Source organism: Roseofilum sp. SBFL (assembly GCF_017746885.1).
In the GTDB taxonomy this organism is placed as follows: domain Bacteria; phylum Cyanobacteriota; class Cyanobacteriia; order Cyanobacteriales; family Desertifilaceae; genus Roseofilum.
Genome location: NZ_JAGHZH010000173.1, coordinates 1 through 24292 on the forward strand (window position 1 = coordinate 1; position 24292 = coordinate 24292).

General features: G+C 46.9%; 17 protein-coding genes. 3 read left to right on the plus strand and 14 right to left on the minus strand.

Annotated features, from left to right (window positions below):
- Positions 1 to 363: 363 nt before the first annotated feature.
- Both J7545_RS18380 and J7545_RS18385 read right to left on the minus strand, forming a co-directional pair.
- On the minus strand, positions 364 to 1134 hold the full coding sequence (locus J7545_RS18380; protein WP_318698251.1) for a tyrosine-type recombinase/integrase: 771 nt from the start codon (positions 1132 to 1134) through the stop codon (positions 364 to 366).
- An 82-nt stretch (positions 1135 to 1216) separates the two neighbouring features.
- Positions 1217 to 1873 (minus strand): hypothetical protein, encoded by a 657-nt coding sequence (locus tag J7545_RS18385; protein ID WP_318698252.1) that lies wholly within the window; start codon positions 1871 to 1873, stop codon positions 1217 to 1219.
- A 427-nt stretch (positions 1874 to 2300) separates the two neighbouring features.
- Here J7545_RS18385 and J7545_RS18390 point away from each other — a divergent pair, with 427 nt between their 5' ends.
- Positions 2301 to 7031: a glutamate synthase-related protein gene (locus tag J7545_RS18390; protein ID WP_318698253.1), complete on the plus strand. Its 4731-nt coding sequence runs from the start codon at positions 2301 to 2303 to the stop codon at positions 7029 to 7031.
- Positions 7032 to 7530: 499 nt separating this feature from the next.
- On the opposite strand, the gene J7545_RS18395 is transcribed toward J7545_RS18390, so the two are convergent.
- The 9 genes from J7545_RS18395 to ctpB form a co-directional block, all read right to left on the minus strand.
- Complete coding sequence (locus J7545_RS18395; RefSeq protein ID WP_318698254.1) at positions 7531 to 8052, minus strand: tetratricopeptide repeat protein; 522 nt, start codon at positions 8050 to 8052, stop codon at positions 7531 to 7533.
- A gap of 90 nt (positions 8053 to 8142) precedes the next feature.
- Positions 8143 to 9141, minus strand: coding sequence for a transaldolase (locus J7545_RS18400; RefSeq protein ID WP_318698255.1), 999 nt, complete (start codon positions 9139 to 9141; stop codon positions 8143 to 8145).
- Between the two features lie 196 nt (positions 9142 to 9337).
- Positions 9338 to 9709 (minus strand): cyclic nucleotide-binding domain-containing protein, encoded by a 372-nt coding sequence (locus tag J7545_RS18405; RefSeq protein WP_318698256.1) that lies wholly within the window; start codon positions 9707 to 9709, stop codon positions 9338 to 9340.
- Between the two features lie 100 nt (positions 9710 to 9809).
- A complete protein-coding gene (locus tag J7545_RS18410; protein ID WP_318698257.1) occupies positions 9810 to 11444 on the minus strand; it encodes an alpha-D-glucose phosphate-specific phosphoglucomutase in 1635 nt (544 codons plus the stop codon).
- A gap of 131 nt (positions 11445 to 11575) precedes the next feature.
- Complete coding sequence (locus J7545_RS18415) at positions 11576 to 11935, minus strand: hypothetical protein (RefSeq protein WP_318719981.1); 360 nt, start codon at positions 11933 to 11935, stop codon at positions 11576 to 11578.
- Positions 11936 to 12035: 100 nt separating this feature from the next.
- Positions 12036 to 12758: an HAD family hydrolase gene (locus J7545_RS18420; RefSeq protein ID WP_318698259.1), complete on the minus strand. Its 723-nt coding sequence runs from the start codon at positions 12756 to 12758 to the stop codon at positions 12036 to 12038.
- A 101-nt stretch (positions 12759 to 12859) separates the two neighbouring features.
- Positions 12860 to 13357, minus strand: a complete 498-nt coding sequence (locus J7545_RS18425) for an ureidoglycolate lyase (RefSeq protein WP_318698260.1) — start codon at positions 13355 to 13357, stop codon at positions 12860 to 12862.
- 144 nt (positions 13358 to 13501) lie between these two features.
- Positions 13502 to 14071: a Uma2 family endonuclease gene (locus J7545_RS18430; RefSeq protein ID WP_318698261.1), complete on the minus strand. Its 570-nt coding sequence runs from the start codon at positions 14069 to 14071 to the stop codon at positions 13502 to 13504.
- Between the two features lie 211 nt (positions 14072 to 14282).
- Positions 14283 to 15587 (minus strand): carboxyl-terminal processing protease CtpB, encoded by a 1305-nt coding sequence (gene ctpB / locus J7545_RS18435; protein ID WP_318698262.1) that lies wholly within the window; start codon positions 15585 to 15587, stop codon positions 14283 to 14285.
- Positions 15588 to 15873: 286 nt separating this feature from the next.
- Here ctpB and J7545_RS18440 point away from each other — a divergent pair, with 286 nt between their 5' ends.
- Positions 15874 to 16581, plus strand: a complete 708-nt coding sequence (locus J7545_RS18440; protein WP_318698263.1) for a YdcF family protein — start codon at positions 15874 to 15876, stop codon at positions 16579 to 16581.
- Between the two features lie 53 nt (positions 16582 to 16634).
- Here the strand turns inward: J7545_RS18440 and J7545_RS18445 are convergent, their stop codons facing one another.
- From J7545_RS18445 to sat, 3 genes are all read right to left on the minus strand, one after another.
- Positions 16635 to 18317, minus strand: coding sequence for a tetratricopeptide repeat protein (locus tag J7545_RS18445; protein ID WP_318719982.1), 1683 nt, complete (start codon positions 18315 to 18317; stop codon positions 16635 to 16637).
- Between the two features lie 81 nt (positions 18318 to 18398).
- A complete protein-coding gene (locus tag J7545_RS18450) occupies positions 18399 to 20708 on the minus strand; it encodes a caspase family protein (protein ID WP_318719983.1) in 2310 nt (769 codons plus the stop codon).
- Positions 20709 to 20849: 141 nt separating this feature from the next.
- Entirely contained in the window at positions 20850 to 22022 is a 1173-nt protein-coding gene (gene sat, locus J7545_RS18455; protein WP_318698266.1) for a sulfate adenylyltransferase, read from the minus strand.
- Positions 22023 to 22442: 420 nt separating this feature from the next.
- On the opposite strand from sat, the gene J7545_RS18460 reads away from it, so the two are divergent.
- Positions 22443 to 24263 carry an aspartate kinase gene (locus tag J7545_RS18460; RefSeq protein WP_318719984.1) on the plus strand — a complete coding sequence of 607 codons (1821 nt, stop codon included), beginning with the start codon at positions 22443 to 22445 and terminating at the stop codon, positions 24261 to 24263.
- Positions 24264 to 24292: the final 29 nt, after the last annotated feature.

Here is a 24292-nt window from a genome sequence, read left to right on the forward strand (position 1 = left end):
GATGGAGTTAGAGTGGAAATACTCATTCACCATCGACCAGGAACGATCTAGATAGTCTTTCCAGTTTTGCACCTATTTTGCACCTATTTCCTTTTTAAGGTTTTAGGATGCAAACCAGGTATAGCTTCTAGCCATTCAAATAGCGTTAGCTAATTAATGGGTCACCGGTTCGAGCCCCGTTACGTCCATCCCAGTCACAGCAAGGGTTTCAGCGATTCGGATTTGGGGGGGGGAAAATTGCCCTGTACCAAAATCGTACCACTTTTGGGCATGTTTTTTCTGGGGATAGAACTCACTAGCCCTTACAGGGGGCGCAATCTGGATTGAAAATTCCGATCCCAAATCGTACCAGTTTGGAGGGGTTTAATAGAGGTTGGGGAAGGTTTGGGTGGTTAAGGGTTTGGTTCCTGAGTAAAAGCGGATGACGGTTTCAATTTTGTCGCCAATGAGGTGGGCAATGGTGGGGAAGGGGACTCCATGTTCGTGATGGATGTTGGTGACGAAGGAATGGCGTAGGCAGTAGGGGCGTAGGCGCTTGCGGATTTCTCCTTCGGCTACTAAGGAGTGGAGGACGCAATTCCAGACCCGACTAGAAAAGTTGCTTTGGTCGATGTGCTTCTTGTGAGGTGAGGGGAAGACTAAGCCCGATCGCCTCTTTCGCTCCTCTAATAGGTCCTGAAGGGCTAGGGAGATGGGGATGTTTCGGATGAGGTGGTTTTTGGTGTACGGCTTGAGGATGTTTTTAGAAAAGACTTTGGTGATGGAAGCTTCGCAACTAGCCTGGGGCCAAAACAAGTCAGACCACAGCAGGGAGATCGCCTCTTCGGGTCTGCACCCGGTATAAGCGAGGAAACAGACATAGGGGTAATAGTAGCTGTGAGGAACTGGGGCAAAGGGAGAGGAAAACCGGTCGGTTTTAAACGCTTGCAAGATGGCTTTGACCTCCTCTGGGGGAAACCATTCGATTGGCCGCTTTACTCTTTTGGGCAATTGGGGTTTGAGTTTGGTTTCGGGCAGGTGCAACCGGATGGCTGGTTGCAGTGACTCGAAATGACGGTGGCAGGTCGCGATCGCGTTCGCTTTAGCGTAAGCCGCTTCGATGCTTGCTTTGCTGATGGCTCCTGGAATGGACAAATGGTATCGCTTCTCTGAAAATGTCCATCGAAGTTGGATAGACCCGCCTCGATTAATTAGACTGATGCGTTTAGCGACGCGATCAAATGTGCCGATCGATGCGGGTGATGTGCCACCCCTGCACCCATCCCTTCTTGTCTTTGATGCCAGCACTCTCATCGATGTAAACCGGGTCGGGCTGTGGTCTCCACTCTTTCAAACCATTGACAATGGGGATCTTTAAGGTTTCCCGAGCAAACTGGGTGAGCCGGCTGCCAGCGAAAACATTCTTGTGAACTCGTTGCACTTCCACTAATTCCCAGTACCCGTCTAAGGGGACGTAGACGCGATCGCCCTTCTTGGGTAATTCAGGGTTGGGTGAGGGTTGCGATCGATCCGGAGGCTTGGGGATGGAGAGAAACTTCCTCAACAAGCGCCAGGGGATAAAAAGCTTATCTGTCTGTGTGGGCAGCCTTTTCTTATCCCACATGTTAGAGCCGAGGTCTCCCAAGTTTATCGAATCATTCGCTCTAGCGGTGACCAACACTCGGTTACCCCTTATTTCGTGAACCAACCCACAACAGGGAACCGGCTTCTCTGTGAATAAGTTCTCAATCAAGAATCCCCTGCGATCGCCCACCTTTAACGCCTCAGTCCCTGGCGTTGAGTCTGTAACGGAATGTAACGGCGTGCTATCAATTTCCTCTGAACTTTCGCAATAATCATCGTTTTCAGCGAGTTGATCCGCAATTTTTTGCATTTTCCGGTTTGGGGAAATCATCGCGTTTTGCTGGATCAACTGGATCTTTAAAGTTGTCCTCGTGCTGCACATTGCTGAAGGGACTAGACGAGCATCGGGATGAAAGCCGGCCAATCTTGGGAGTACTCTTCGAGAAGAAACTTCGCGTCTACCATGCCTCCAAGATCGAAACAATTGCCAGAACTGACTAGAATTCGATACAATCATTATCCACATCAAATTCGGGGCGGGTAAATACACAGCACTCTCTGGATTCGCTTGTCCCGACAGAAAGCAAGATCCCTGCCAACATCCAGCAGTAATTGATACGAAATCTTATCGATCAATAGGGATATGATGTCTGCATCGCTGAGTTGACCAGCTCCTATAGCACAAAAAGCACGCAGCGTCAGAAACTCCCAATCCAAAAATACCTTTGATGAATCCCATGGACAGAATTTTAACTCAAGATCAACTGCATCCACTAACTGGTTCTTCCGACCTGGGGACTTCAGGACGAGAAGAAAAAGTTTTACGCCAACTCACAGAAGAACGAGATGCCTGTGGGGTGGGAGTCATTGCCCATCCCCAAGGGATTGCCAGCCATGATTTAATTACCAAAGCCTTATCGGGTTTAACCTGTCTCGAACATCGGGGAGGTTGTAGCGCCGATCGAGACTCTGGAGATGGGGCGGGGGTAATGACCGGTATTCCCTGGGACTTATTCCAAGACTGGAGCCAGACAGAAGACATTACGCTGCCAAGTCCTAGCCATATGGGAGTGGCAATGGTCTTTTTACCCCAGGATGGATCGGCCCGCAACAAAGCCAAAGCCTTATTTGAACAACATCTGAGAGAAGAAGGGTTGAAGCCACTTGGATGGCGCGTGGTTCCAGTTAACTTGGAGATTTTAGGGCCCCAAGCACGGGAAAATGAACCACAAATTGAGCAATTACTCGTTGAGTCTCCAAATCTATCGGGACAGGAGCTAGAGCGCCTGTTGTATTTAACTCGGAAGAAAACCCATTTAGATGCCGATCGCTCCGGAGTTGAGATCTATATTGTTTCCTTTTCTACTCGCCAAATTCTCTACAAAGGCATGGTACGCTCCGTTATCTTGGGAGACTTTTACCTAGATCTGAAAAATCCTCTCTATACCAGCAGTTATGCTATTTTTCACCGTAGATTCAGTACAAACACGATGCCAAGATGGTCGTTAGCCCAACCCCTACGAATGTTGGGGCATAACGGGGAAATTAACACCCTCTTGGGCAATTTGAACTGGATGCGGACTCGCGAAATCGAATTTACCTCACCCGTATGGGGCGATCGCCTGAAAGAACTGCTTCCTCTGACCAACCGCAGCGCCTCCGACTCGGCTAACCTCGATAATGTCTTCGAGTTGATGGTACTCTCCGGACGCACCCCCATGGAAGCCTTAATGATCCTGGTTCCCGAAGCCTTCCACAATCAACCGGCTTTAGACAATCGTCAAGAAATTATCGACTTTTACGAATACTATGCCGGCATCCAAGAACCGTGGGATGGCCCAGCCCTACTGGTGTTTAGCGATGGTCGCTATGTGGGAGCAGCCCTAGACCGCAATGGTCTGCGCCCAGCTCGCTACAGTTTAACCAAAGATGGCTATATTGTGATTGCTTCGGAAACCGGTAGTATTCTCCTGGATGAATCCGAGGTCATCGAAAAAGGTCGCTTAGGCCCGGGACAAATGATGGCCATTGACCTGGAAAATCACCAAGTACTGCACAACTGGGAAATTAAACAACAGGTCGCCAGTCAATATCCCTATGGAGAATGGCTGAAAGCAGGAACCCACGATCTTGCCGAACTGCCTTGGGATACTCACCTAAACCTAGACGAGAAAACTCTACTCAGATCCCAAACTGCTTTTGGCTATACCTCGGAAGATGTGGAAATGGTGGTACAGTCCATGGCTGAACTGGGCAAAGAGCCAACCTTCTGCATGGGGGATGATATTCCCTTAGCAGTGCTGTCCCAGAAACCTCATGTGCTGTATGACTACTTTAAGCAGCGCTTCGCTCAGGTCACGAACCCCCCCATTGACCCCCTGCGGGAAAAATTGGTGATGTCTCTGCAAATTCGTTTAGGCGACCATCCTAACCTGCTCGATCCTCAGTCCCGGAAAACGACCCAATTGCGCCTGCCGACACCGATTTTAAGTGAGGCGGAGTTATCAACGCTGGAACATTCCCTACTCAAAGCGCGGGAGGTTTCCACATTGTATCCGGTGGGAGAATCCCTGAAGGTTGCCATTGACCAACTGTGCGATCGCGTAGATACCGCAGTCAGAGAAGGCGCGAAAGTGGTTGTTCTTACAGACCGCAATATTACCCTCGACCAAACCTATATTCCGCCCCTAGTGGCAACCGGTGCAGTTCACTACCATTTGATTCGCAATCAACTGCGCTGTGAAACCTCCATTGTGATCGATACAGCTCAATGTTGGAGTACCCATCATGTGGCCTGTTTAGTGGGCTATGGTGCGTCGGCAGTGTGTCCCTATCTAGCTTTAGAAACGGTGCGTCATTGGTGGAGCAGCGATCGCACCCAAGGGTTTATGGAGCGCGGCAAACTGCCCAAGATCTCCATGGAACAAGCCTTAGATAACACCCGCCATGCGATCGAGTTGGGACTGCTGAAGATTTTATCGAAAATGGGGATTTCTCTACTCTCTTCCTATCATGGGGCACAGATTTTTGAGGCGATCGGTATTGGTGAAGAGTTGCTGGATCTAGCCTTTGAAGGAACAGTATCGCGCGTTGGCGGTTTATCTCTGGATGAATTAGCCCAAGAAACTCTACAATTTCATGCCAAGGCGTTCCCAGAACTCGAAGGCAAAAAACTGGAAAATCGCGGTTTTGTTCAGTATCGTACCGGCCTAGAATATCACATGAATTCTCCGGAAATGTCCAAGGCTCTCCACAAGGCCGTTCGCGCGGTAGGGGCGGGTTCACCAAAATCTGGGTTGGATGACCAAAAATCCCCTGAACCCGCCCCTACCTCTGGTGGTAATAACGGTAAACTCTCCCCTACAGAGGCACGCGCAGGATATGACCATTACGAGTTGTACCAAAAAATGCTGCAAGAGCGTCCCCCTTGTGCCCTGCGGGATTTACTGGAGTTTCGCCCCGATACTCAATCTATTCCCCTCGAAGAAGTAGAACCGGTCGAAAACATTGTTAAACGGTTCTGTACCGGGGGAATGTCCCTAGGAGCCTTGGGACGGGAAGCCCATGAAACTTTAGCGATCGCCATGAACCGTCTGGGCGGTAAATCGAACTCTGGAGAAGGGGGCGAAGATCCCTTGCGCTATACCACCCTTCACGATGTCGATGGTGAAGGAAATAGTGCTAGTTTTGCCCACCTCAAGGGTCTGCAAGCTGGAGATACGGCCAGCAGTGCCATTAAACAGGTGGCTTCGGGGCGCTTTGGCGTGACTCCTGAATACCTGATGAATGGCAAGCAGATTGAGATTAAGATGGCCCAAGGAGCCAAACCCGGAGAAGGGGGCCAACTTCCCGGTAAAAAGGTGAGTCCCTATATCGCCATGTTGCGGAGATCTAAACCCGGTGTACCTCTGATTTCTCCTCCTCCCCACCACGATATTTATTCCATTGAAGATTTAGCACAGCTTATTTTTGACCTGCATCAAATTAATCCGAATGCAGGCGTGAGTGTCAAACTGGTGTCAGAAGTTGGTATCGGTACAGTTGCCTGTGGAGTCGCTAAAGCTAATGCCGATATTATCCAAATTTCCGGCCACGATGGTGGAACGGGTGCGAGTCCCCTGAGTTCGATTAAACATGCGGGAGTGCCCTGGGAATTGGGCGTAACTGAAGTGCATCGGATGCTGATGGAAAATGGATTGCGCGATCGCGTTTTGCTCCGGGCTGATGGCGGTCTCAAAACTGGCTGGGATGTTCTCATGGCCGCACTCTTGGGAGCTGAAGAATATGGATTTGGCTCCATTGCCATGATTGCCGAAGGCTGCATTATGGCTCGCATTTGCCACACCAATAATTGCCCCGTGGGAGTGGCAACCCAACAGGAGAGACTGCGCCAGAAGTTTACCGGTATCCCCGGTCATGTGGTCAACTTCTTCTATTTTGTCGCTGAAGAAGTACGTCAACTCTTGGCTCGGTTGGGCTATCGTTCCTTAAACGAAATTATCGGTCGTGCTGACCTATTGCAGGTGCGGAATGTGGAGTTAGCGAAAACTAACCATATTCATGTCCTGTCCCTAATTGACGATTTACCTGATACTAGAAGCGATCGCAGTTGGCTGGGCCACGGCCCCGTTCACTCCAACGGCCCGGTTTTAGATGATGACATCTTAGCCGATGCCCAGATTAAATCCGCTATTTCTGAACAAGGCAAGGTGAGCAAAACCTGGAAAATTGTCAACACTGACCGCTCCGTAGGAGCGCGAATCTCTGGTGAAATTGCCCGTCGCTACGGCAATAGCGGCTTTAGCGGAGAGTTGAAACTGTCCTTTACCGGCAATGCGGGGCAAAGTTTTGGTGCATTTAATTTACCCCGAATGCACCTGCACCTGACCGGAGATGCGAATGATTATGTGGGTAAAGGAATGCATGGGGGCGAAATTGTCATCGTTCCAGCAACCAATGCAACATTTGACCCCTCGGAAAATGTCATTGTCGGCAATACCTGTCTCTATGGTGCAACCGGCGGTACTCTGTTTGCCAATGGTCAAGCTGGAGAGCGTTTTGCGGTTCGCAACTCCCTCGGCAAAGCTGTCATTGAAGGGGCGGGCGACCACTGCTGCGAGTATATGACGGGTGGTGTGGTTGTGGTTCTCGGATCGACTGGCCGCAATGTGGGGGCAGGGATGACCGGAGGATTGGCTTATATTCTTGATGAAGATGAGAATTTCCCGGAAAAAATTAATACCGAGATTGTGACCCTTCAACGGGTAACCTCGAAGGTGGGTGCAGCGTCTGTGCGAGAGTTGATTGAGTTGCACTATTCCCGCACGGGAAGTCCGAAAGCCAAGATGATTTTAGAGAACTGGGAAACCTATTTGCCTAAGTTCTGGCAAGTCGTTCCTCCTTCGGAAGCTAATTCTCCAGAGGTGAATGATAATCTGGTTGTGGATAAGGTGGCTGTTGAGGCTTAATTTACATCAGGGGTCAATGCTTGTTGACCCCTAATCGTTAACGTTTTTTAGACTAACCTGAGTTCGGGATAAGGAAAGGAGGATGGAGTAAGCTGAAAGTTACCAAACATCAGCACCATCCTCCACAATGACTACTAGCTTAGAAGAACTGTATCTAAGGGGCGGGGCCGCTTCAACTCAACGGATGCCACATCACTCCTATTTTCTACGGAAACTGTACTTAGGGCATCAGAAGAGAGAGCATTTCTTTCTTTTCCCTCTCCTCTAACCCACTGGAACTGTTGTCTTGTCTATTCTTTATTTCCCTCCTTATCTACATCGATGGAGCTGGCTGTTTAACGATCTCTGACTTGGCCCGATCTCCTACTCTCTTAAGATACAAGGGGCGGGTTTCAAACCTGCCCCTACAACAATGTCTCATTGTTAATCGAATTCACTATATCTTGACTGGCTAGAAAAGCTTGGTCTTGAATAGAAGTTACTGTAGAATTTTCACGAATCACTTCCGCGAGGGTGATACTTTCGAGTTCTGCCCTCCAAGGATGTAAATCAACATCATTGAGATAAAAGAAGCGATCGCCCCTTCTACATCTAAGGTACGGTAGCGAGTATAACCTCGGTTGTAGTAAGCTTGTGTAAGATTAGGGTCTAACTCCAGTGCTTGATCAAAATCAGCGATCGCTTCTGCATAATTTCCGGCTTCAAAGTTAGCAGTAGCTCGATTATTGTAAACCTCTGCTTGCTTGGCATTCTTAGCCAAAACTTCAGTATACTCTGCAATCGCTTCAGTATAATTTCCCTGTTCTGCGTGGGCTATCCCTTGAGAAAACTGGCGAGATTTTAAGTATCTCAACGTTAAGAATGTGCCCAAACTGCCAATAATCGAGAGAGCAGTGTAAACGGCGATCGCTTTGTGCAAAGATTTTATGATATTTTCTCCGAAGAATTGATGAATAAGAATGGATAGATCCTGTAGAGGTGAGAGGTACATCGCCCCTACATAATGAAAAATTGACAACATAATTTTAGTAATTCTCATTAGGATGTATGATCCCGCCGAGCCTACTGTAGGGGCGAAAAGTTTTTCGCCCCTACGACTTTTTTCGACAGATTAAACGGCAACGGTTGCTTCTAAGTGATTTAAGCGCTCTGCCAAAAGACTCTCTAACTGTTCTAAGGCTTTAGAGAATCCTTTAATCCCTTCGTCGAGTTTTTCTGAAGCCATGGGATCTTCAGCGTGCATTTTGTCGAAGGTGTCCTTATCCATGGGGATTTTTTCGATCGCCATTTCCTGAGCTGCATCTGGACAGAGTTTTCTTGGTAATTCCCCAACCGTTGCATCGAGTTCCCCTAGGAGTTTCGGGGAAATCGTGAGTAGATCGCATCCCGCTAATTCAGTGATTTCGCCAATGTTGCGGAAACTGGCTCCCATGACTTCCGTGGAATAGCCAAATTTCTTGTAGTAGTTGTAGATTTTAGTGACCGACAATACACCGGGATCTTCGGCAGAGGGATAGCTATCGCGTCCCGTTTGTTTCTTGTACCAGTCTAAAATCCGACCCACAAAGGGGGAGATTAGGGTAACTCCGGCTTCTGCGCAGGCGATCGCCTGGTGGAATCCAAACAAGAGGGTTAAATTACAATGGATACCTTCTTTTTCCAGAATTTCTGCTGCTTGGATGCCTTCCCAAGTGGAAGCAATTTTAATTAAGATGCGATCGCGAGATACCCCAGCCGCTTCATATTGGGCGATAATGTCTCTAGCTTTGGCGATCGTGCCTTCCGTATCATAGGATAAGCGAGCATCTACTTCTGTAGACACCCGTCCGGAGATAATATCCAAGATTTTTAGCCCAAATTCGACAGCTAGGCGATCGAAGGCTAAATTAGCCACCTCCTGAATCGTTGCTGCATTTCCTAAGTCTTTTCTGGCTTTTTTCACCGTACTATCGACAATCTCTTGATATTCCGGCATTTGAGCGGCTGCAGTAATCAAAGAGGGATTCGTGGTCGCATCGCGGGGGGTGAATTTTTCCATCGATTGCATATCCCCCGTATCGGCAACTACAACTGTCATTTGGCGCAGTTGTTCGAGTAACGTCTGACTCATATTATCTCCTAATAACGATTGAATTAGGCAAGTCTTTGGAAAGATACAACTTGCCTAATTCAATCATAGGAATTCGAGTTCTGTCCTGAAATTAAATAACCCTTAAAAATTTAGGGGGTATGGCAAAAAAGTTTAAGGATTATTTTAGGATTAAAGTATAGCGCTTCACGAATTACCCATGACTAGCACGTAGGGCTTACATTTCATGACGTTTAAGCCGTCGCAAGCGATCAGAATAACTCCGGAGCACCTCTAGGGCAAATTCTGGCGTTTCTTGCACCGCAAATAAAAAGCGCCCTTTATCGATAAATGCTAGGGTGCAATCAGTTTTTGCTACTGCGGTAGAAGCGCGAGTCCCTTCGTGATGCACTAAAGCACCTTCCCCAAATACATCACCCTTTTCAATAGTTTCGACAACTTCACCATTGACTTTTAATTCCACCGTTCCTTCAATGATGCCATACATATGTTGCCCTTTATGGCCATCTTCAAAGATAATATCGCCCACCTTAAAGTGGCGTGGTTCGGGTTGTTTTTGAAATAATTTAATCGTTTCTAGCGCAGCCATAAACACTCAATTTACCTCCTATTGTGTTTAATCTATGCCTTGACTCATTTCAAGGGCAAGGGGCTGGGGGCCCCTTTTTTTAGTTCTTCCTCTCCAGAGATTAAGTGATTACGGTGGGTTTTTCTCTGCCGGTTAAAGCTTGGATTTGAGCAATTTCGTCAGCGAGTTCAATTAAAGAAGCTAAAGCCTCTTGTGGGTCTTGATGATGTGCTTTAGAATCGGGTTCATATCGTTCTAAATACACGCGCAAAGTTGCCCCTTGGGTTCCAGTTCCGGATAAACGGAAGACAATACGCGAGCCATCGGTAAACCCAATGCGAATCCCTTGTTTCGTTGCTACACTACCATCTATGGGGTCAGTATAGCTGAAGTCATCGGCATATTTGACTTCATACTTTCCATACTGTTTTCCTTGGAGTGTAGGAACGAGAGAGCGCAAGTTTTCCATTAAGGTATTAGCGGGTTTAGTCTCTACTCCTTCATAGTCATGACGAGAATAGTAATTCCGACCGTAGGTTTGCCAATGTTCTTGGACAATTTCCTCGACAGATTGCTGTTTAACCGCGAGGATATTGAGCCAAAATAAAACGGCCCAGAGACCATCTTTTTCGCGTACGTGATTGGAACCGGTTCCAAAACTTTCTTCGCCGCAAAGGGTGGCTTTTCCAGCATCGAGAAGATTACCAAAGAATTTCCAGCCGGTGGGCGTTTCGTAACAGTCGATACCCAGTTTTTCGGCCACGCGATCTGGTGCTTCACTGGTGGGCATGGAACGGGCAATGCCGGCTAGGCCTTCTTTGTATCCGGGGACGAGGGTGGCGTTGGCGGCGAGGACGGCTAAACTATCGCTAGGGGTAACAAAAAAGTGGTTGCCCAATATCATATTGCGATCGCCGTCTCCATCAGACGCTGCACCAAAGTCAGGTGCATTATCTCCATAGAGAATCTCGACTAAATCATGGGCGTAGACTAAGTTCGGATCGGGATGACCGCCACCAAAGTCTTCTAGGGGAACTCCATTTTGCACGGTTCCCGCAGGTGCTCCGAGACGAGTTTCAAACAGTTCTTTGGCATAGGGCCCGGTAACGGCGTGCAGGGAGTCCATACACATGCGAAACTGGCCAGAACTGAGGTAATCGCGAATCACGTTAAAGTCAAACAGGGACTCCATCAACTCGGCATAGTCAGCAACCGAGTTAATCACCTCGACGCTCATATCTCCTAGTTTGAAGCTGCCTAACTGGTCAAGATTGAGGTCGGCCGCTTCTAAGATTGTATAGCGATCGATGGTTTTGGAGCGATCGTAAATGGCGCTGGTCACCTTTTCTGGAGCTGGCCCGCCATTACTGACGTTATACTTCACGCCAAAATCCCCTTCTGGCCCTCCTGGGTTATGACTAGCAGAAAGAACAATACCTCCAAATGCCCCATTTTTACGGATAATGCAAGAAGCAGCAGGAGTGGATAAAATTCCTCCTTGTCCCACTAGAGTTCGACCTACACCATTTGCGGCCGCAATTTTCAAAATCGTCTGGATAGCTGGTCGGTTATAATAGCGACTATCTCCACCTAAAACTAAGGTTTTACCCTGAAAGTCCTCTAAACTATCAAAAATGGATTGGATGAAATTTTCCAAATAATGCGGTTGTTGAAATACCGGAACCTGTTTGCGTAAACCGGAGGTTCCCGGTTTTTGGTCGGTAAACGGTTGAGTTGAAATGGTCTTTATACTCATAAAAAGCTGATGCTCGGATCTTCAGCATCTTTATTTTCGAGCATTTCGTGCCTCTTGAAGCAGGGAGTGGGAAAATCTTTGGCGCATTATGAGCAATAGTTAGGAGAGAGCGCCCCTAAAGTCCCTGAACCCTACAAATCCAGTTGACTAATAATCTCCTGTAGCACTTGTGCTGAATGATGTAGTTGTTGCTGTTCCATCTCATTGAGAGATAAATGAATGAGCTTAGTTGCGCCTTGGCAGTCTACTAAAGTCGACAATACGTCTGGCACTACAAGCGCTACTCTGGTAACTGCCCAAATAAAATGGGAATTTCTGACGGGGAGGCGATCAATCGCTAAACAGAAAAAGATTGGGTTGTGAACAGGTAACCCTATTCCACCTTGGGAGTGGCGAAACAATAATTGATTGACTGTACGTTGGCAACCCAACTTGTAGGGAAAATGCTTGCTACAGCGATGGTTTATGGTAAGGGAGCGAAAAAAGACCATTTGCTATAAATCAAGAATATTCTGCTCCCTTGCCACCGCTTCGCTCAACCATCACCTCTGCGCATTTTCCTGAGTGGAGCTGGCGATCCTAAATTGGGTCTCAAAATCCCTCTGTTTGTGGGTCAGAGTCTCGATGTTTGCGGGTCGCTACAGCTATAGTAGCATCCAGTATTTCAGCAGGGTGCTTTATAATATAGTCAACATAATTTATCTCTTCCTCATTTGGTTCATTTTTTTTATTCAGACTCATCAATGCGGTTCTCATACCAGCTTTTTTTGCGGGCATCAAATCTGCTTTTATTCTATCTCCAATATATAAAATCTCTTGAGCAGATATATTGGATAGCTGAAGAATTTTGTTAAAACCTTCGCTATTAGGTTTAGGATAATGTAACTCATCGTTAGTGATAATATGTGCAAAAATATTTATATCAATGCCTATATATCTTAGCATTTCTTTCGTATCATTGCGTTTCTTTCCACTAAATAGGGAGTGGGGTGGAAACCGTTGAGTCAACTTGTAAAAGGTTTGTTTAATGGATTCATCAGGTACGATGTAGTCTTTTACAGAAATATTACGATTTCTTAACCAAAAATCTTTATCTTTGCCCAAGCTCATAAAAACCATACAGCGACTGCCATGCTCTTCATAAGCTTGTAGACATTCCTGCTCTATCTGAGGAGTTACAGTCTGCCCGATAATTGAAGCATAAAGTTCTATAAATCGTTTTGTTTTCTTTTCATAAAAAGTAGGTAATGTTTTATAAAGAGTTTCCCCAAAATCCCACCAAATGTGTTGGATATTGTGTTGAAATTTCAACATATTGAAGTCCAGATAACGATGTTTGTTCAAAAACGTATAATAATATGAAATCATCAGCTTATGGCTCAAAGTTGTGCCCCAAGATTCCAGGCGATCGCGCCCTAAAGATCTATGATGTCAAACGTTACACCATAACTTGAGCGCAGATTACAGGTGTGATGATCGGTAATATTCGTATCACTTAATTCCAGGTTATAAAAATCGACCCGATCGTGGTCAATATAAGGCCCTGCGTGCCAGGTTCCCAGGTGCAGTTTCACGAAGCAGTTACCAGGAATATGAAAGGCTCGGATCTCATTTAGGTCAGGTTGCGGGTTTTCACTCGGTGGTGCAACGCCTAAAAACCAATCTTTACCTTCAAGCGATCCTAGGCATTGGGTGCAGTTTTGATGACGGGTAATGGCGGAAAATTGTCGCCCGTTTTGGTGCAAGCGCATGATGTAAAATCGAGGCTCTCCGCGATCGAGGATCAGTTGGGCATCCTGGAAATCATAGGGTTTGTCGTCATCAGTAGCCCAGATCGCTTGACCGTAGGGGGCGAAGTTTTCTGGGGAGATCCAGGGAGCTGGAAGGGTTTGTAATTTGAGAGGTTGGGTCATCAGACTCAAGGGGTGATAAAGAGGATAAAGAGTATACTATATAGCGCTGCATACTTGGCTAAAAATCGACGAGTTCGATAGAAGATATTTATCAAGAAACTTGTATAATGATCTACAACATTTAGAAATAGTAGAAATCATTAATTATTCCATCAAAACCTCATCATAAATATCTGTCATTGTGAAGGTTAAACCTACTGAATTTAACTCTAAACGATCGCCTTCCTCTAAAATTTCCAGAGACCAATTTCCCGCTGTATTCCGTCGATACATTTCCACCTTCATTTCCGTTTGCGACACGAGCACATATTCCTGTAAACTGGGCAAACTTTGATAATTTATCCATTTTTCTCGCCGATCTAAACTTTCAGTGGAAGGAGAAAGTACTTCCACAATTAAACAAGGACGAGTTTTATGATATTTTGCCGTATCTTGGGGGTCGCAAGTCACCATGACATCGGGATAATAAAAAATGTCTGCCGTATCGCGAGCGATAGGTATATTGACTTTCATATCTGACATGAACGTTTTACAACCACTCCCCCGCAAGCGAATGTTTAAGAGACTGACAATATTGATAGCAATCCGATTATGTGCTTCGCTACCCCCAGACATGGCGAAGATTTGACCGCCCAGATATTCATGGCGAATGGGACTTATTTTTTCTGCTTCCAGATAGTCCGGTACGGAAATAAATGCTGTAGAAACTTTCATAAATTTGTCCTATTTTGAGAGATTTCTTCCAGCATAACCGCCACCACCGGTATCGATCGCCATCTTATCCCCAAAGTAGGGAAAAACAGTTAATCTATTACCCATTATGGCGATTCTCTCTTCTATGAAGTACAGCTTGAAGGCTTAGAACCTAAGCAATGGGAGCTATTGCTAGAGTGCGTGTTGCCTATTGGCTAGGGCAAGCGCTATATCACTCTTCAAATGTTGTCGCTAACGGTTTCGGAGACAATTGAGCGACTAAAGAGGCGATCGCCTGGGTATAATGGCGATCGGAAGACGTTGCACGTAAACGGGCATTTCGTACTAAGCGCCGTTGCTCTTGTTGACTCAACTCTATCGTTACATCTGGCGTAATCCCCATTTTACTGATATCGGTTCCCTTCGGCGTGTAATAATGGGCAACGGTCACCGCTAATCCAGAGCCATCGGAGAGGGAATGAACTGCCTGCACTAAAGCTTTACCAAAGGTTTTCATTCCCACAATTTGAGCGCGATGATTATCTTGCAGAGCGCCAGTGAGAATTTCACTAGAACTAGCCGATTTTTGATCGACTAAAACCGCTAAAGGTCTTTTCGTTAAGGCAGTACGGTTAGCTCGCACAGACTCCCAATTACCATCGCGGTCAATGGTACTGACAATTGCCCCATTGTCAAGCCACATACGGGCAATTTCAATGCTTGATTCTAATAATCCCCCTGGGTTACCGCGCAAATCCAACACAAACCCATCAACGTTTTGATGTTCTAAATCTTTAATCGAGCGCTCCATTTGTTCTGCTGCGTGGGAGCTAAATTCATCTAAGCGAATATAGCCGACTCTTAGGGAACCCTCTTGTTTCACTTCATAATTAACCGCAGGTACTTCCACCGTAGCTCGGACTAATTCTAATTCAAAGGGCCCCCATCCGGGTCGGGTTAGTTTCAGTTTAACTTGACTGCCCACATCCCCCCGAATCAGTTGGCTAACCGTTTGTAGAGACATGCCTTCCGTAGACTGACCATCAATCGCTAGAATGATATCTCCAGCCAGAATCCCCGCTTTTAAGGCAGGAGAGTTTTCATAGGGTTTAACCACGGTTAATCGGCGGGTTTGGGGATGGATTTCTAAGGAAATACCCACCCCTGATAATTCCCCAGAGGTTTGCTCGGTCAGTCGTTGAAACTGCTTCGGGTCAAGAAAACGGGTATAGGGATCGTTAAGCTGTTTGAGAGCGGCTCGAATGGCTCTATAGGCTTGATCTGGACTGGTATATTGGCGATCCAGGAGATCCTGTCGCACATTTAACCAATCGACTTGATTAAAATTGGAGTCAACATACTCGCGGTTCACAATTTGCCAGGTTTCATCCACAATGGATTTGGGACTATCCTGTAGGGCTGCACTTACGGATTGACACCAGGCTGTACCCAGTAAACCTAAGCTTGCTGTGGTAGTTAAGGTGCCACTGAGCAAGGCAATCTGAAGCGGTTTTAAGCAGTTTTTATACCAATTCATTGGGATTATTCGCGATGGAGGTTAGAGAGTGAGCCGTCCTATTCGGTCTTCATCTTCATTTTATCGATTAATTTAGTCGATGAGCCGCAATACTGAATTAATCGAAGAAGGCAAAATGCTCAAGGAAGCCCTTTGAGTCTACTTCAAGGGGAAATCTCACTTTCCCTATTGTGGGCCATTTTTCCTATTGTGCGACCAGTGAACATAACATAACTTTACATCGACTCAGCAAAATGGCGATCGCCTATACTCAGAATCGCATGGATAGTCGGTTTGCTGGGAGGGGATGATGAAGATTTTGGCGCGACTCGGCTCTTGGGTGCTGCCTCGTTGGTTGCTGTTTGGCACTTTGGCAGGACTTAGTCTGATTATAGTGATTGGCAGTGGGTGGGCGATCGCCACGTCACAAAAACTTTCTGCTGCTTCCCAATCTCCCCTTGATGCCTATTTAATGCTAGGGGGGAGTATTCGCCGAGAAGTCCATATGACGCAAGTTGCCAAAGATGATCCTAACATTCCTATTTTAATCTCCCAAGGAGCTGACGATCCGTGCATTATTCGCCTATTTGAAGTTAATGCAGCTCCCCAAAATCAAGTGTGGTTAGAACGCTGCGCCCATTCCACCTTTGAAAACTTTTACTATACATTACCCATTCTGAAACAATGGGGAGTTCACCACGTGCAAACGATCACCTCTGCTCGGCATCTCCCCCGCGCCCAATGGTTAGGACAAATTATCCTTGGTAGTCATGGCATCTGGATGGAAACATATACGGTCAAAGAACAAGGCATTCCTGGCAATACAGAATCGAGTTTAAAAACTGGATTAGATGTGATTCGTAGCCTCATTTGGGCAGGAATTAGCCAATTTTATCAACCCAGTTGCGGGCAGTTTTATCGCCTCGTGGACTCTAATTTACAAGAGTGGATAGAAAAAGGATATGGCTGTGAAGATCAATGGGATTTACGCCATATTTTCAAGGAGATGCCGTAATGGGGAATAGGGAATAGACCATAGGATTTTATCTCCGTGTTCCCCATGTTCCCCTAAGAGGCAGAACCAGCAACTTTTAATTCTCCTGCCATGATTCGCTTAAAGACCTGATGGTTGCGAACCGATTCTAAGTCGGCATCATTTTGAGCCACTTCCCGATACATGGGATTAATTTTAATGGCGCGATGGAGACTAATTAGGGAAGATTTTTGATCGCCCATTAAGGCATAACAATAGGCTTTATTGTAATGAGCATTGGCATGATCGGGTTTACATTTTAAGGCTTCATCAAGACTGGATAGGGCTTCTTTATAGCGTTTCAGTTTACTGAGAGTATATCCCCGGTTATCCCAGGCTTCATATTTATCAGGTTGTATGCGAAGGGCTTGTTCATAGGAAGCAATTGCCTCATCAAAGCGATCTAATTTTTCTAAAACATTGCCCCGATTATTCCAATAATCGGCTTTATTCTCTTCTAATTCGATCGCTCGATCGTAGGCTTCCAGGGCTTCTTCATCTCGGTGTAATTCATACAGAACATAGCCTTTTGCATACCAAACTTCGGGATTATTGGCTTGCAAACTCAGCACCTGGTTATAGGAATCTAAAGCAGGTTCATAGCGCCGAATTTGGGCTAAAGAATTACCGCGTTGTTGCCAAAGTAAGGGATCGTCGGCACGATATTGAATCGCTTTATCATAGGCAGAAACGGCTTCTTCATAGCGCTGAAGTTTTACCAAGACATTGGCTAAATTCATCCAAATTAAGGGGTCAGATTGTTTATACGCAACGGCTTTATTATAGGACTCTAAAGATTCTTCATATTGTTGTAATTTGGCCAAAGTTCCACCACGATTATTCCAGGCTTCAGGAAAATTCTCCCGTAATTTTAACGCCCGATCGTAGGAGGCGATCGCTTCTGAATGGCGGCCGAGTTTGGCTAATGCACCACCACGATTATTCCAGGCTTCAGGGAAATGGGTTTGATGAGCGATCGCTTGATCGTAAAGGGTAATCGCTTCATGATACCGACCTTGCAAAAATTGGGTATCTCCTTGCCTCAGATACTCATTGGCTGCTTTAGAATAGGATGGAGGGGGAGGGGGTTGGGCAGGATTTGCTCCATTTGTACCATTTGCCCCATTTGTACCATTGATTCCATTGCTTACCCCATGCCCATTTTGCACGGCATTGGCTGCTTCTGTTAACCGAGGTAAAACTTCCGCTAATTTTTGATAAATTTCATCTTTTGCTTTTTCGGTCTCAGCCGCAATTTCCCTAAGTTCCGATACGGCTTCTGACTTAGCGTGACTGATTTGTTGTTCAGCTAATAATTCCTTTTCAGCGATCGCCTCTAACACAGTTTCGGCAGAACCAATGGTCTGTTTAATCGAGGATACCGCATCCTGTTCAAAGCTGGCCAACTCTTGTTTATGAAACTCCGTTTGCTGCTTTAACCGTTGCAGTTGGAGCCAAAAGCCAATGGTCACTAGGGCAAAAAACAGCGCCAAAAACGCCACAAACAAGGCATTCATGGAGATCATCGTACTAAAAAACGTCGCCTCTACTTCATTGGCGATCGCATCCCGCATGTCAGAATCTAATCTTCCCCCCTGTGCAATAAGCTGTTCTTCCTGTAACCCTTGAGCGGTTGAAGGTTCAACCACTGCCAAATTTGCCACTCCTCCCGTAGACCATATGAGGGTAGAGAGGATGAATGCCATCTGATTGTTCATTTGAGTGCCCGGTAAAACCTGCCAGATTTCTCCAAATTATCCCATTTTTCGTTAAATTGACGAGTGTATTCTAATTCACTTCTAAACGACACGGTAAATAAAGCTTAATGAACACCAAGCCTTAACCGAAAACGCATAACTATCGGGTTTAATCCATTCTGGAGCAAGTTCGGCCCGACTGGCTTGGTGTAGATCTTCTAAAATGGCTTTAGCTGTAGCTCCAGGGTTTTTGACCGTACCCGATACGCCCTTTGATCCAGTTGAAGATTCAGCTAACTTCAAGACTTTAGCCGTTTGCGTAAAGGGAGCCACACTAAAGAGTATTTGGGTGTGGGCTAATCCATCCCCACAGCATACTGTCCATTCAACCGGGGCGATCGCCTCTGGCAGAAAAATACTGGCTCCTGGAGGAATGACTAACTGTTGATTCTCTACGGTAACATTTAGCTCTGTCTGGCTTCCAGAACTTGGGCTGGCGCTTTTGGGGGATAAGGAGACTTTAGAAGGTTGAAATAGCTCTAATGCTCCAGAGCGATCCAAGCCGAATAACATCACGTATAAGGGGCGATCTTCCTGGTTATGGAGACGGTAACCGATGCGACTGCCGATCTCCAGATTAAGTAAGGAGGGAATTTTAGCGGCTGAAGTCCGGGGAAGGGGCGATCGCGCCGGTTCCTGTCTAGCGATAATTTCTCGTTCGGGGGTAAGCTTCTCCAAAGTGGCTCGCACTGCCAAACGAGACGATCCAGGATTAACCGTTAACTGTAACAGTTTCATCGCCCAGAGGGCATCCAAGGTGGGCATTAACCGCCGAATTGCTGTTTTGACCGCTTCATCAGTTTCTCCCATGGTATGGGGAATTAAGTCTAATCCAGGGGAAAATAAGCCATAGCTGTTGTGGGAATTAATGCCCTGGGAGAGATTGGAATTAATCCCCTTACTAAACACACAATTAACCGCTTGGGTTAATTCTCCTAAAACCACCGTAGACACATTGGGAATACCTGAAAAGGCACTGGTGGCATCAACCCGTTCTATACGTTCTAAGTCTTGGCAGATCCCCACGACTAAGTTTAGGGAACGGGAGAGATAACGCACCGATTCTTGAATCAGGTCTCCTTCTTCTATATCTAGGTCAACATTATTGCCAGGAACCATTACGGCTTTTGCCTTTAAGCCTTCAATCGAGCGCAGTTGAATTAGGGGGATTGACCCTGGAAGGGACTCTGGCGTTGGGGTGAGAGTAAATAGGGAAGAGGGCTGATAGTTATTGAGGACTTCTGGAGGCAGTCCACCAAGCCACAGAGTAAAGCTTTTACCATCTTCACCAATCTCTGCCACCCTCCCTTCGGCTCCTTGGAGATCGGCCGCTTTCCACTGGGTAAGGGTTTGAGTCGCGTCCTGACTTTTTTCACCACTTAAATGGGGTTGTTCGCGATCGCCCGCCAATTTTTGCACCTGATTCGAGACAGTTGCTAAACTCACCGATAAGCGAGTTTCAGGGGCAGCTAACCACAGATGTTGCGTTAACTGATAGGTTAACAACCCTGCACTAAAACCATTCCATTGACTCTCAAATGCTTGTTCCCCCAATCCTTGACTGGGGGCTTGTTCAATGGGTCGCTGAATCGGCATCGCCGCAGAAATCACCACACCCGGCAGTTGTCCAAACCGACGTTGTACCCGCAGTTGCTCGGCATCGGCTTTGAGATCGTCGCGCAGTTGGTCTTGCAGTGCTTGTACTTCTGGAGTCAGTTCCATACTGCGAGTTTCCCAACTCTCTTTTAAATGGGGATAAGAGCGCCCTCGTAGCACTCCCACCTGTTGGCGCTCCAGGGTTCCATAACTGGTATCGAGAAGGGTTACTACTTGAGTGGTTTTTAGGGATTTGAGCAACAGTTGTAGAGTCGATTCTAGAAGATCGTTGATTTGCCCCCCAGAGGCTTGTGGGACATTACCATCAATGGGGACTAAGCTACTTTGTAGTTCCGCTGGAGTCTCTCCGGTTTGAACAGAGCGACCATAGCCGCTAAAGTGGAAGACTACTACATCATCGGGTCGCACTTGGGAAATCAGATGATTGATAAAAGCCGATTCAATTTGTTCGCGGGTAGCTTGCTCATTGGTGAGGGTTAAGATATCGCGGGAACTAAATCCTAAGCGATCGACCAACAGTTCCCGTTGCAGTTCCACATCGGTTAGGCATCCTTGGAGTTTGAGGCTCTCTTTCAGAGGATATTGATTAATGCCCACCAAAAGGGCTAACTTCCGAGAGGTGGGTTTGGCGATCGCCGCTAAAGCGCGATCGCTCAACTGCCATAAACTCGCTTCACTTATGCCTAACGTCGCTAAGGCTAAACCTGCCTGCTGTAGAAATTCCCGCCGCTTCATAATTTGCCATCAGCTATCCGCTCTCCGCTATCAGCCTATCAGCTTTTTAGCCCTTTGCGTTGGGAATGGGAAGTCGGGAATGGGGAGTTGGGAGTAAGGTAGACATTGCCCACCTTACCACCACTGACTTCTGAAACCCGTCTATTGCTGAATCTGCATCGCTTTGGCCAATTCTGCCGCTACTTCCGGGCGAGAAAATTCTGGGGGTGGAAGTTGACCAGATCGTAACATTTCCCTGACTTTAGTGCCTGACAAATGAATCCGATCTTCTTTTTTGCTGGGACTGGTTTTTGCCGTAGCCATACCTCCCGTTAATTTGCAGTAAAATGCATGTTCAAATTTCATCGGCACAATGCCCAATTCTGACGGTTCAAACTCATCAAAAATATATTGAGCATCATAGGTTCCATAATAGTCACCAACCCCGGCATGATCTCGACCGACAATAAAGTGAGTACAGCCATAATTTTTCCGCAGAATTGCATGGAAAATCGCTTCTCTGGGGCCAGCGTAGCGCATGGCAGCCGGATTAATAGCCAACATCACCCGGTCTTGGGGATAATATTTTTCGATAATAATTTCATAGCAGCGCATCCGCACATCTGCCGGAATATCGTCACTCTTGGTGGCTCCCACTAGGGGATGTAGCAAGAGACCATCCACCGTTTCCATGGCACATTTTTGAATATATTCATGGGCGCGATGAACTGGGTTGCGAGTCTGAAACCCAACAATGGTTTTCCAGCCTTTTTCTTTAAATGCGGCCCGCGTATCTGCAGGGTCAATTTGATAGTTAGGGAACAGGGGATGGGGGTCGCGTTGTAAGAGCCAAATGGGGCCAGCTAAATTCACTTCTCCTTGTTCATAAACGACTTTTACACCGGGATGTTTTTCGTCGTCTGTACGATAAACATTTTTCACTTCATGGGTTTTGTTATATTGATATTTTTGGGTTAACTCCAAAATGCCCACAAAGCGCCCTTGAGGATCGTCTAAACGCACCCAAGATCCCTCATTTAAAGGCTCTGCTACTTCTGGGGTTACTGATAAGGTAATGGGAATGGCCCAGGGGATTCCATTTTGGAGATGCATATCCGCGACCACGGTTTCATAGTCTTTTTGCTCCATAAAACCGGTTAACGGGCTAAATCCGCCAATGGCAATTAATACAAGGTCGGAAAAGGCGCGATCGTCGAGTTGAACCCGGGGAAGAGTATCGGCTTTTTGTAAATATTCTTGCTTTTCTTCTGGGGTAACCACTCGGTTGATTAGTTGACCACCATGGGGAGGAATGCCGTCAGGATGAATCGTCATAAGATATAGCGCTTCGCGCGATAATGGGTAATCGGTAATGGGTCAGCCGAAGGTATGGCCTTAAAAATGCCCATTTATTACAGGTTTGGCCTGGTCTGCTCACCGGTGCTAGGAAGCGTTTCTGATAACAGCAAAAATTGCTGTAAAGCTGTCCGTGGGGACATAAAACCAGGTTGTGCCGCCTTCATCGTACCAAGTTTTGTTCCCCCATCAGGAAACCCATTTCAATTCAGAATTCAAAATTAGAAATTAAAAAAATTACGGGTATGGGTCGATTGGGCTGACGATCGCCGATCAATCTGGTACATTAGTTAAGCTAACTGCCAATAGTTCAGTTCTACACTGTTGGCTCCATTGGGTAAAATGCACCCTTAGTCTGATTGAAATCAGGTTTGTAAGCATGGCAGGGGAATAAGACATATGGCCTTAATCGTACAAAAATATGGTGGCACTTCCGTGGGTACAGTCGATCGCATTCAAGCCGTTGCCGATCGCGTACAACGAACTGTAAAAGCTGGTAATTCTGTAGTGGTGGTCGTTTCCGCCATGGGCAAAACCACGGATGGATTAGTAAAACTCGCTTCAGAAATTTCCGCCAACCCCTGCCGCAGAGAAATGGATATGTTGCTCTCAACTGGGGAGCAGGTATCTATCGCTCTCCTGAGTATGGCCCTGAAAGAAATCGGACAACCCGCAATCTCCTTAACCGGCGCTCAAGTGGGCATTGTCACAGAAAATAATCAGCACACCCGCGCCCGTATTCTGAGCATTAATCCCCAACGCATTGAGCGCCATTTGGGGGAAGGGCAAGTCGTGATTGTGGCCGGTTTTCAAGGAATTGCCCTTTCTGAGGATATGGGGAGTAAAATTCCAGAGGTAGAAATTACCACATTGGGAAGAGGGGGATCGGATACCTCAGCCGTGGCTTTAGGCGCAGCATTAAAGGCTGACATTTGTGAAATTTATACGGATGTTCCCGGTATTTTGACGGCCGATCCCCGTTTGATTCCCGATGCTCAATTGATGAGCGAAATTACCAGTGATGAGATGCTGGAATTAGCCAGTTTAGGAGCCAAGGTCTTGCATCCTAGGGCAGTGGAAATTGCCCGCAATTACGGTATTCCTTTAGTTGTTAAGTCGAGTTGGACGGACGATCCGGGTACGAAGGTAACCTCTCCCAAACCTTTCCCCCGCCCCTTGGAAGGATTGGAACTGGTGCGTCCGGTGGATGCAGTGGAGTTTGACACCGATCAGGCGAAAGTTTCCCTATTGCGGGTTCCCGATCGCCCAGGGGTAGCGGCTCAGTTGTTTGGTGAAATTGGCGACCAGAATCTGGATGTAGATCTAATTATCCAATCGATTCATGAAGGGCAAACCAATGATATTGCCTTTACGGTGACAACAGATTCCCTCAAACGTGCAGAAGCTGTTTCGACTGCTATCTTACCCGTTCTTGCCCAAGGGTCTAGCCTCGATAAGGCCGAAGTCATCGTCAAAGAAAACATCGCCAAAATTAGTATCTCTGGTGCGGGGATGATTGGCCGACCGGGGGTCGCAGCACAAATGTTTACAGCCCTATCTGAAGGAGGGGTAAACATTCAGATGATCTCAACTTCTGAGGTGAAAGTTAGTTGCGTCGTTGAAGCCACAGAGTGCGATCGCGCTGTGGAAATTCTGACCTCAACCTTTGATGTACAAGTTCAGGCAGCTAAAGCGATCGACTCCGGTACTCAACCCCCCGTTCGAGGTGTCGCCTTAGATCTCAAACAAGCTCGGTTAGCCCTGCTCCGCGTGCCCGATCGCCCCGGAACTGCCGCCGAGTTGTTCAAACTGTTAGCCGAACATAACATTAGCGTGGATATGATTATCCAATCCCAACGCTGTCGGGTGATTAATGACCTCTATACCCGCGATATCGCCTTTACTGTCGCTCAAGCTGATGCCCAAACCGCTCGGACACTCTTAGAGGAACTCGCTTCAGAATGGGGATCGTCAGAAGTGGTTGTGGATGAAGCGATCTCCAAAGTCAGTGCCGTCGGTACAGGAATGATTAATCATCCCGGTGTAGCCGCCATGATGTTTTCTGCCCTATCTAAGGAAGGGATTAACATTCAGATGATCGCCACCTCTGAAATTAAAATTAGTTGCGTCGTCGATCGAGATTCTGGAGTACAAGCACTACAAGCGATCCATGCTGCCTTTGGTCTCGCTGGCAGCCAGAAAATCACCGTCCCCGCCTGATGGGAAAATGGGGGACGCGGGGACACGGA

Coding starts and splice junctions, on each gene's coding strand:
- J7545_RS18430 (WP_318698261.1), bottom strand. CDS start 14,071: ATGAAAGTTTCTACAGCATTTATTTCCGTACCGGACTATCTGGAAGCA.
- J7545_RS18445 (WP_318719982.1), bottom strand. CDS start 18,317: ATGAACAATCAGATGGCATTCATCCTCTCTACCCTCATATGGTCTACG.
- J7545_RS18390 (WP_318698253.1), top strand. CDS start 2,301: ATGGACAGAATTTTAACTCAAGATCAACTGCATCCACTAACTGGTTCT.
- J7545_RS18450 (WP_318719983.1), bottom strand. CDS start 20,708: ATGAAGCGGCGGGAATTTCTACAGCAGGCAGGTTTAGCCTTAGCGACG.
- J7545_RS18425 (WP_318698260.1), bottom strand. CDS start 13,357: ATGACCCAACCTCTCAAATTACAAACCCTTCCAGCTCCCTGGATCTCC.
- sat (WP_318698266.1), bottom strand. CDS start 22,022: ATGACGATTCATCCTGACGGCATTCCTCCCCATGGTGGTCAACTAATC.
- J7545_RS18405 (WP_318698256.1), bottom strand. CDS start 9,709: ATGGCTGCGCTAGAAACGATTAAATTATTTCAAAAACAACCCGAACCA.
- ctpB (WP_318698262.1), bottom strand. CDS start 15,587: ATGAATTGGTATAAAAACTGCTTAAAACCGCTTCAGATTGCCTTGCTC.
- J7545_RS18400 (WP_318698255.1), bottom strand. CDS start 9,141: ATGAGTCAGACGTTACTCGAACAACTGCGCCAAATGACAGTTGTAGTT.
- J7545_RS18440 (WP_318698263.1), top strand. CDS start 15,874: ATGATGAAGATTTTGGCGCGACTCGGCTCTTGGGTGCTGCCTCGTTGG.
- J7545_RS18385 (WP_318698252.1), bottom strand. CDS start 1,873: ATGCAAAAAATTGCGGATCAACTCGCTGAAAACGATGATTATTGCGAA.
- J7545_RS18420 (WP_318698259.1), bottom strand. CDS start 12,758: ATGTTGAAATTTCAACACAATATCCAACACATTTGGTGGGATTTTGGG.
- J7545_RS18410 (WP_318698257.1), bottom strand. CDS start 11,444: ATGAGTATAAAGACCATTTCAACTCAACCGTTTACCGACCAAAAACCG.
- J7545_RS18460 (WP_318719984.1), top strand. CDS start 22,443: ATGGCCTTAATCGTACAAAAATATGGTGGCACTTCCGTGGGTACAGTC.
- J7545_RS18395 (WP_318698254.1), bottom strand. CDS start 8,052: ATGTTGTCAATTTTTCATTATGTAGGGGCGATGTACCTCTCACCTCTA.
- J7545_RS18415 (WP_318719981.1), bottom strand. CDS start 11,935: ATGGTCTTTTTTCGCTCCCTTACCATAAACCATCGCTGTAGCAAGCAT.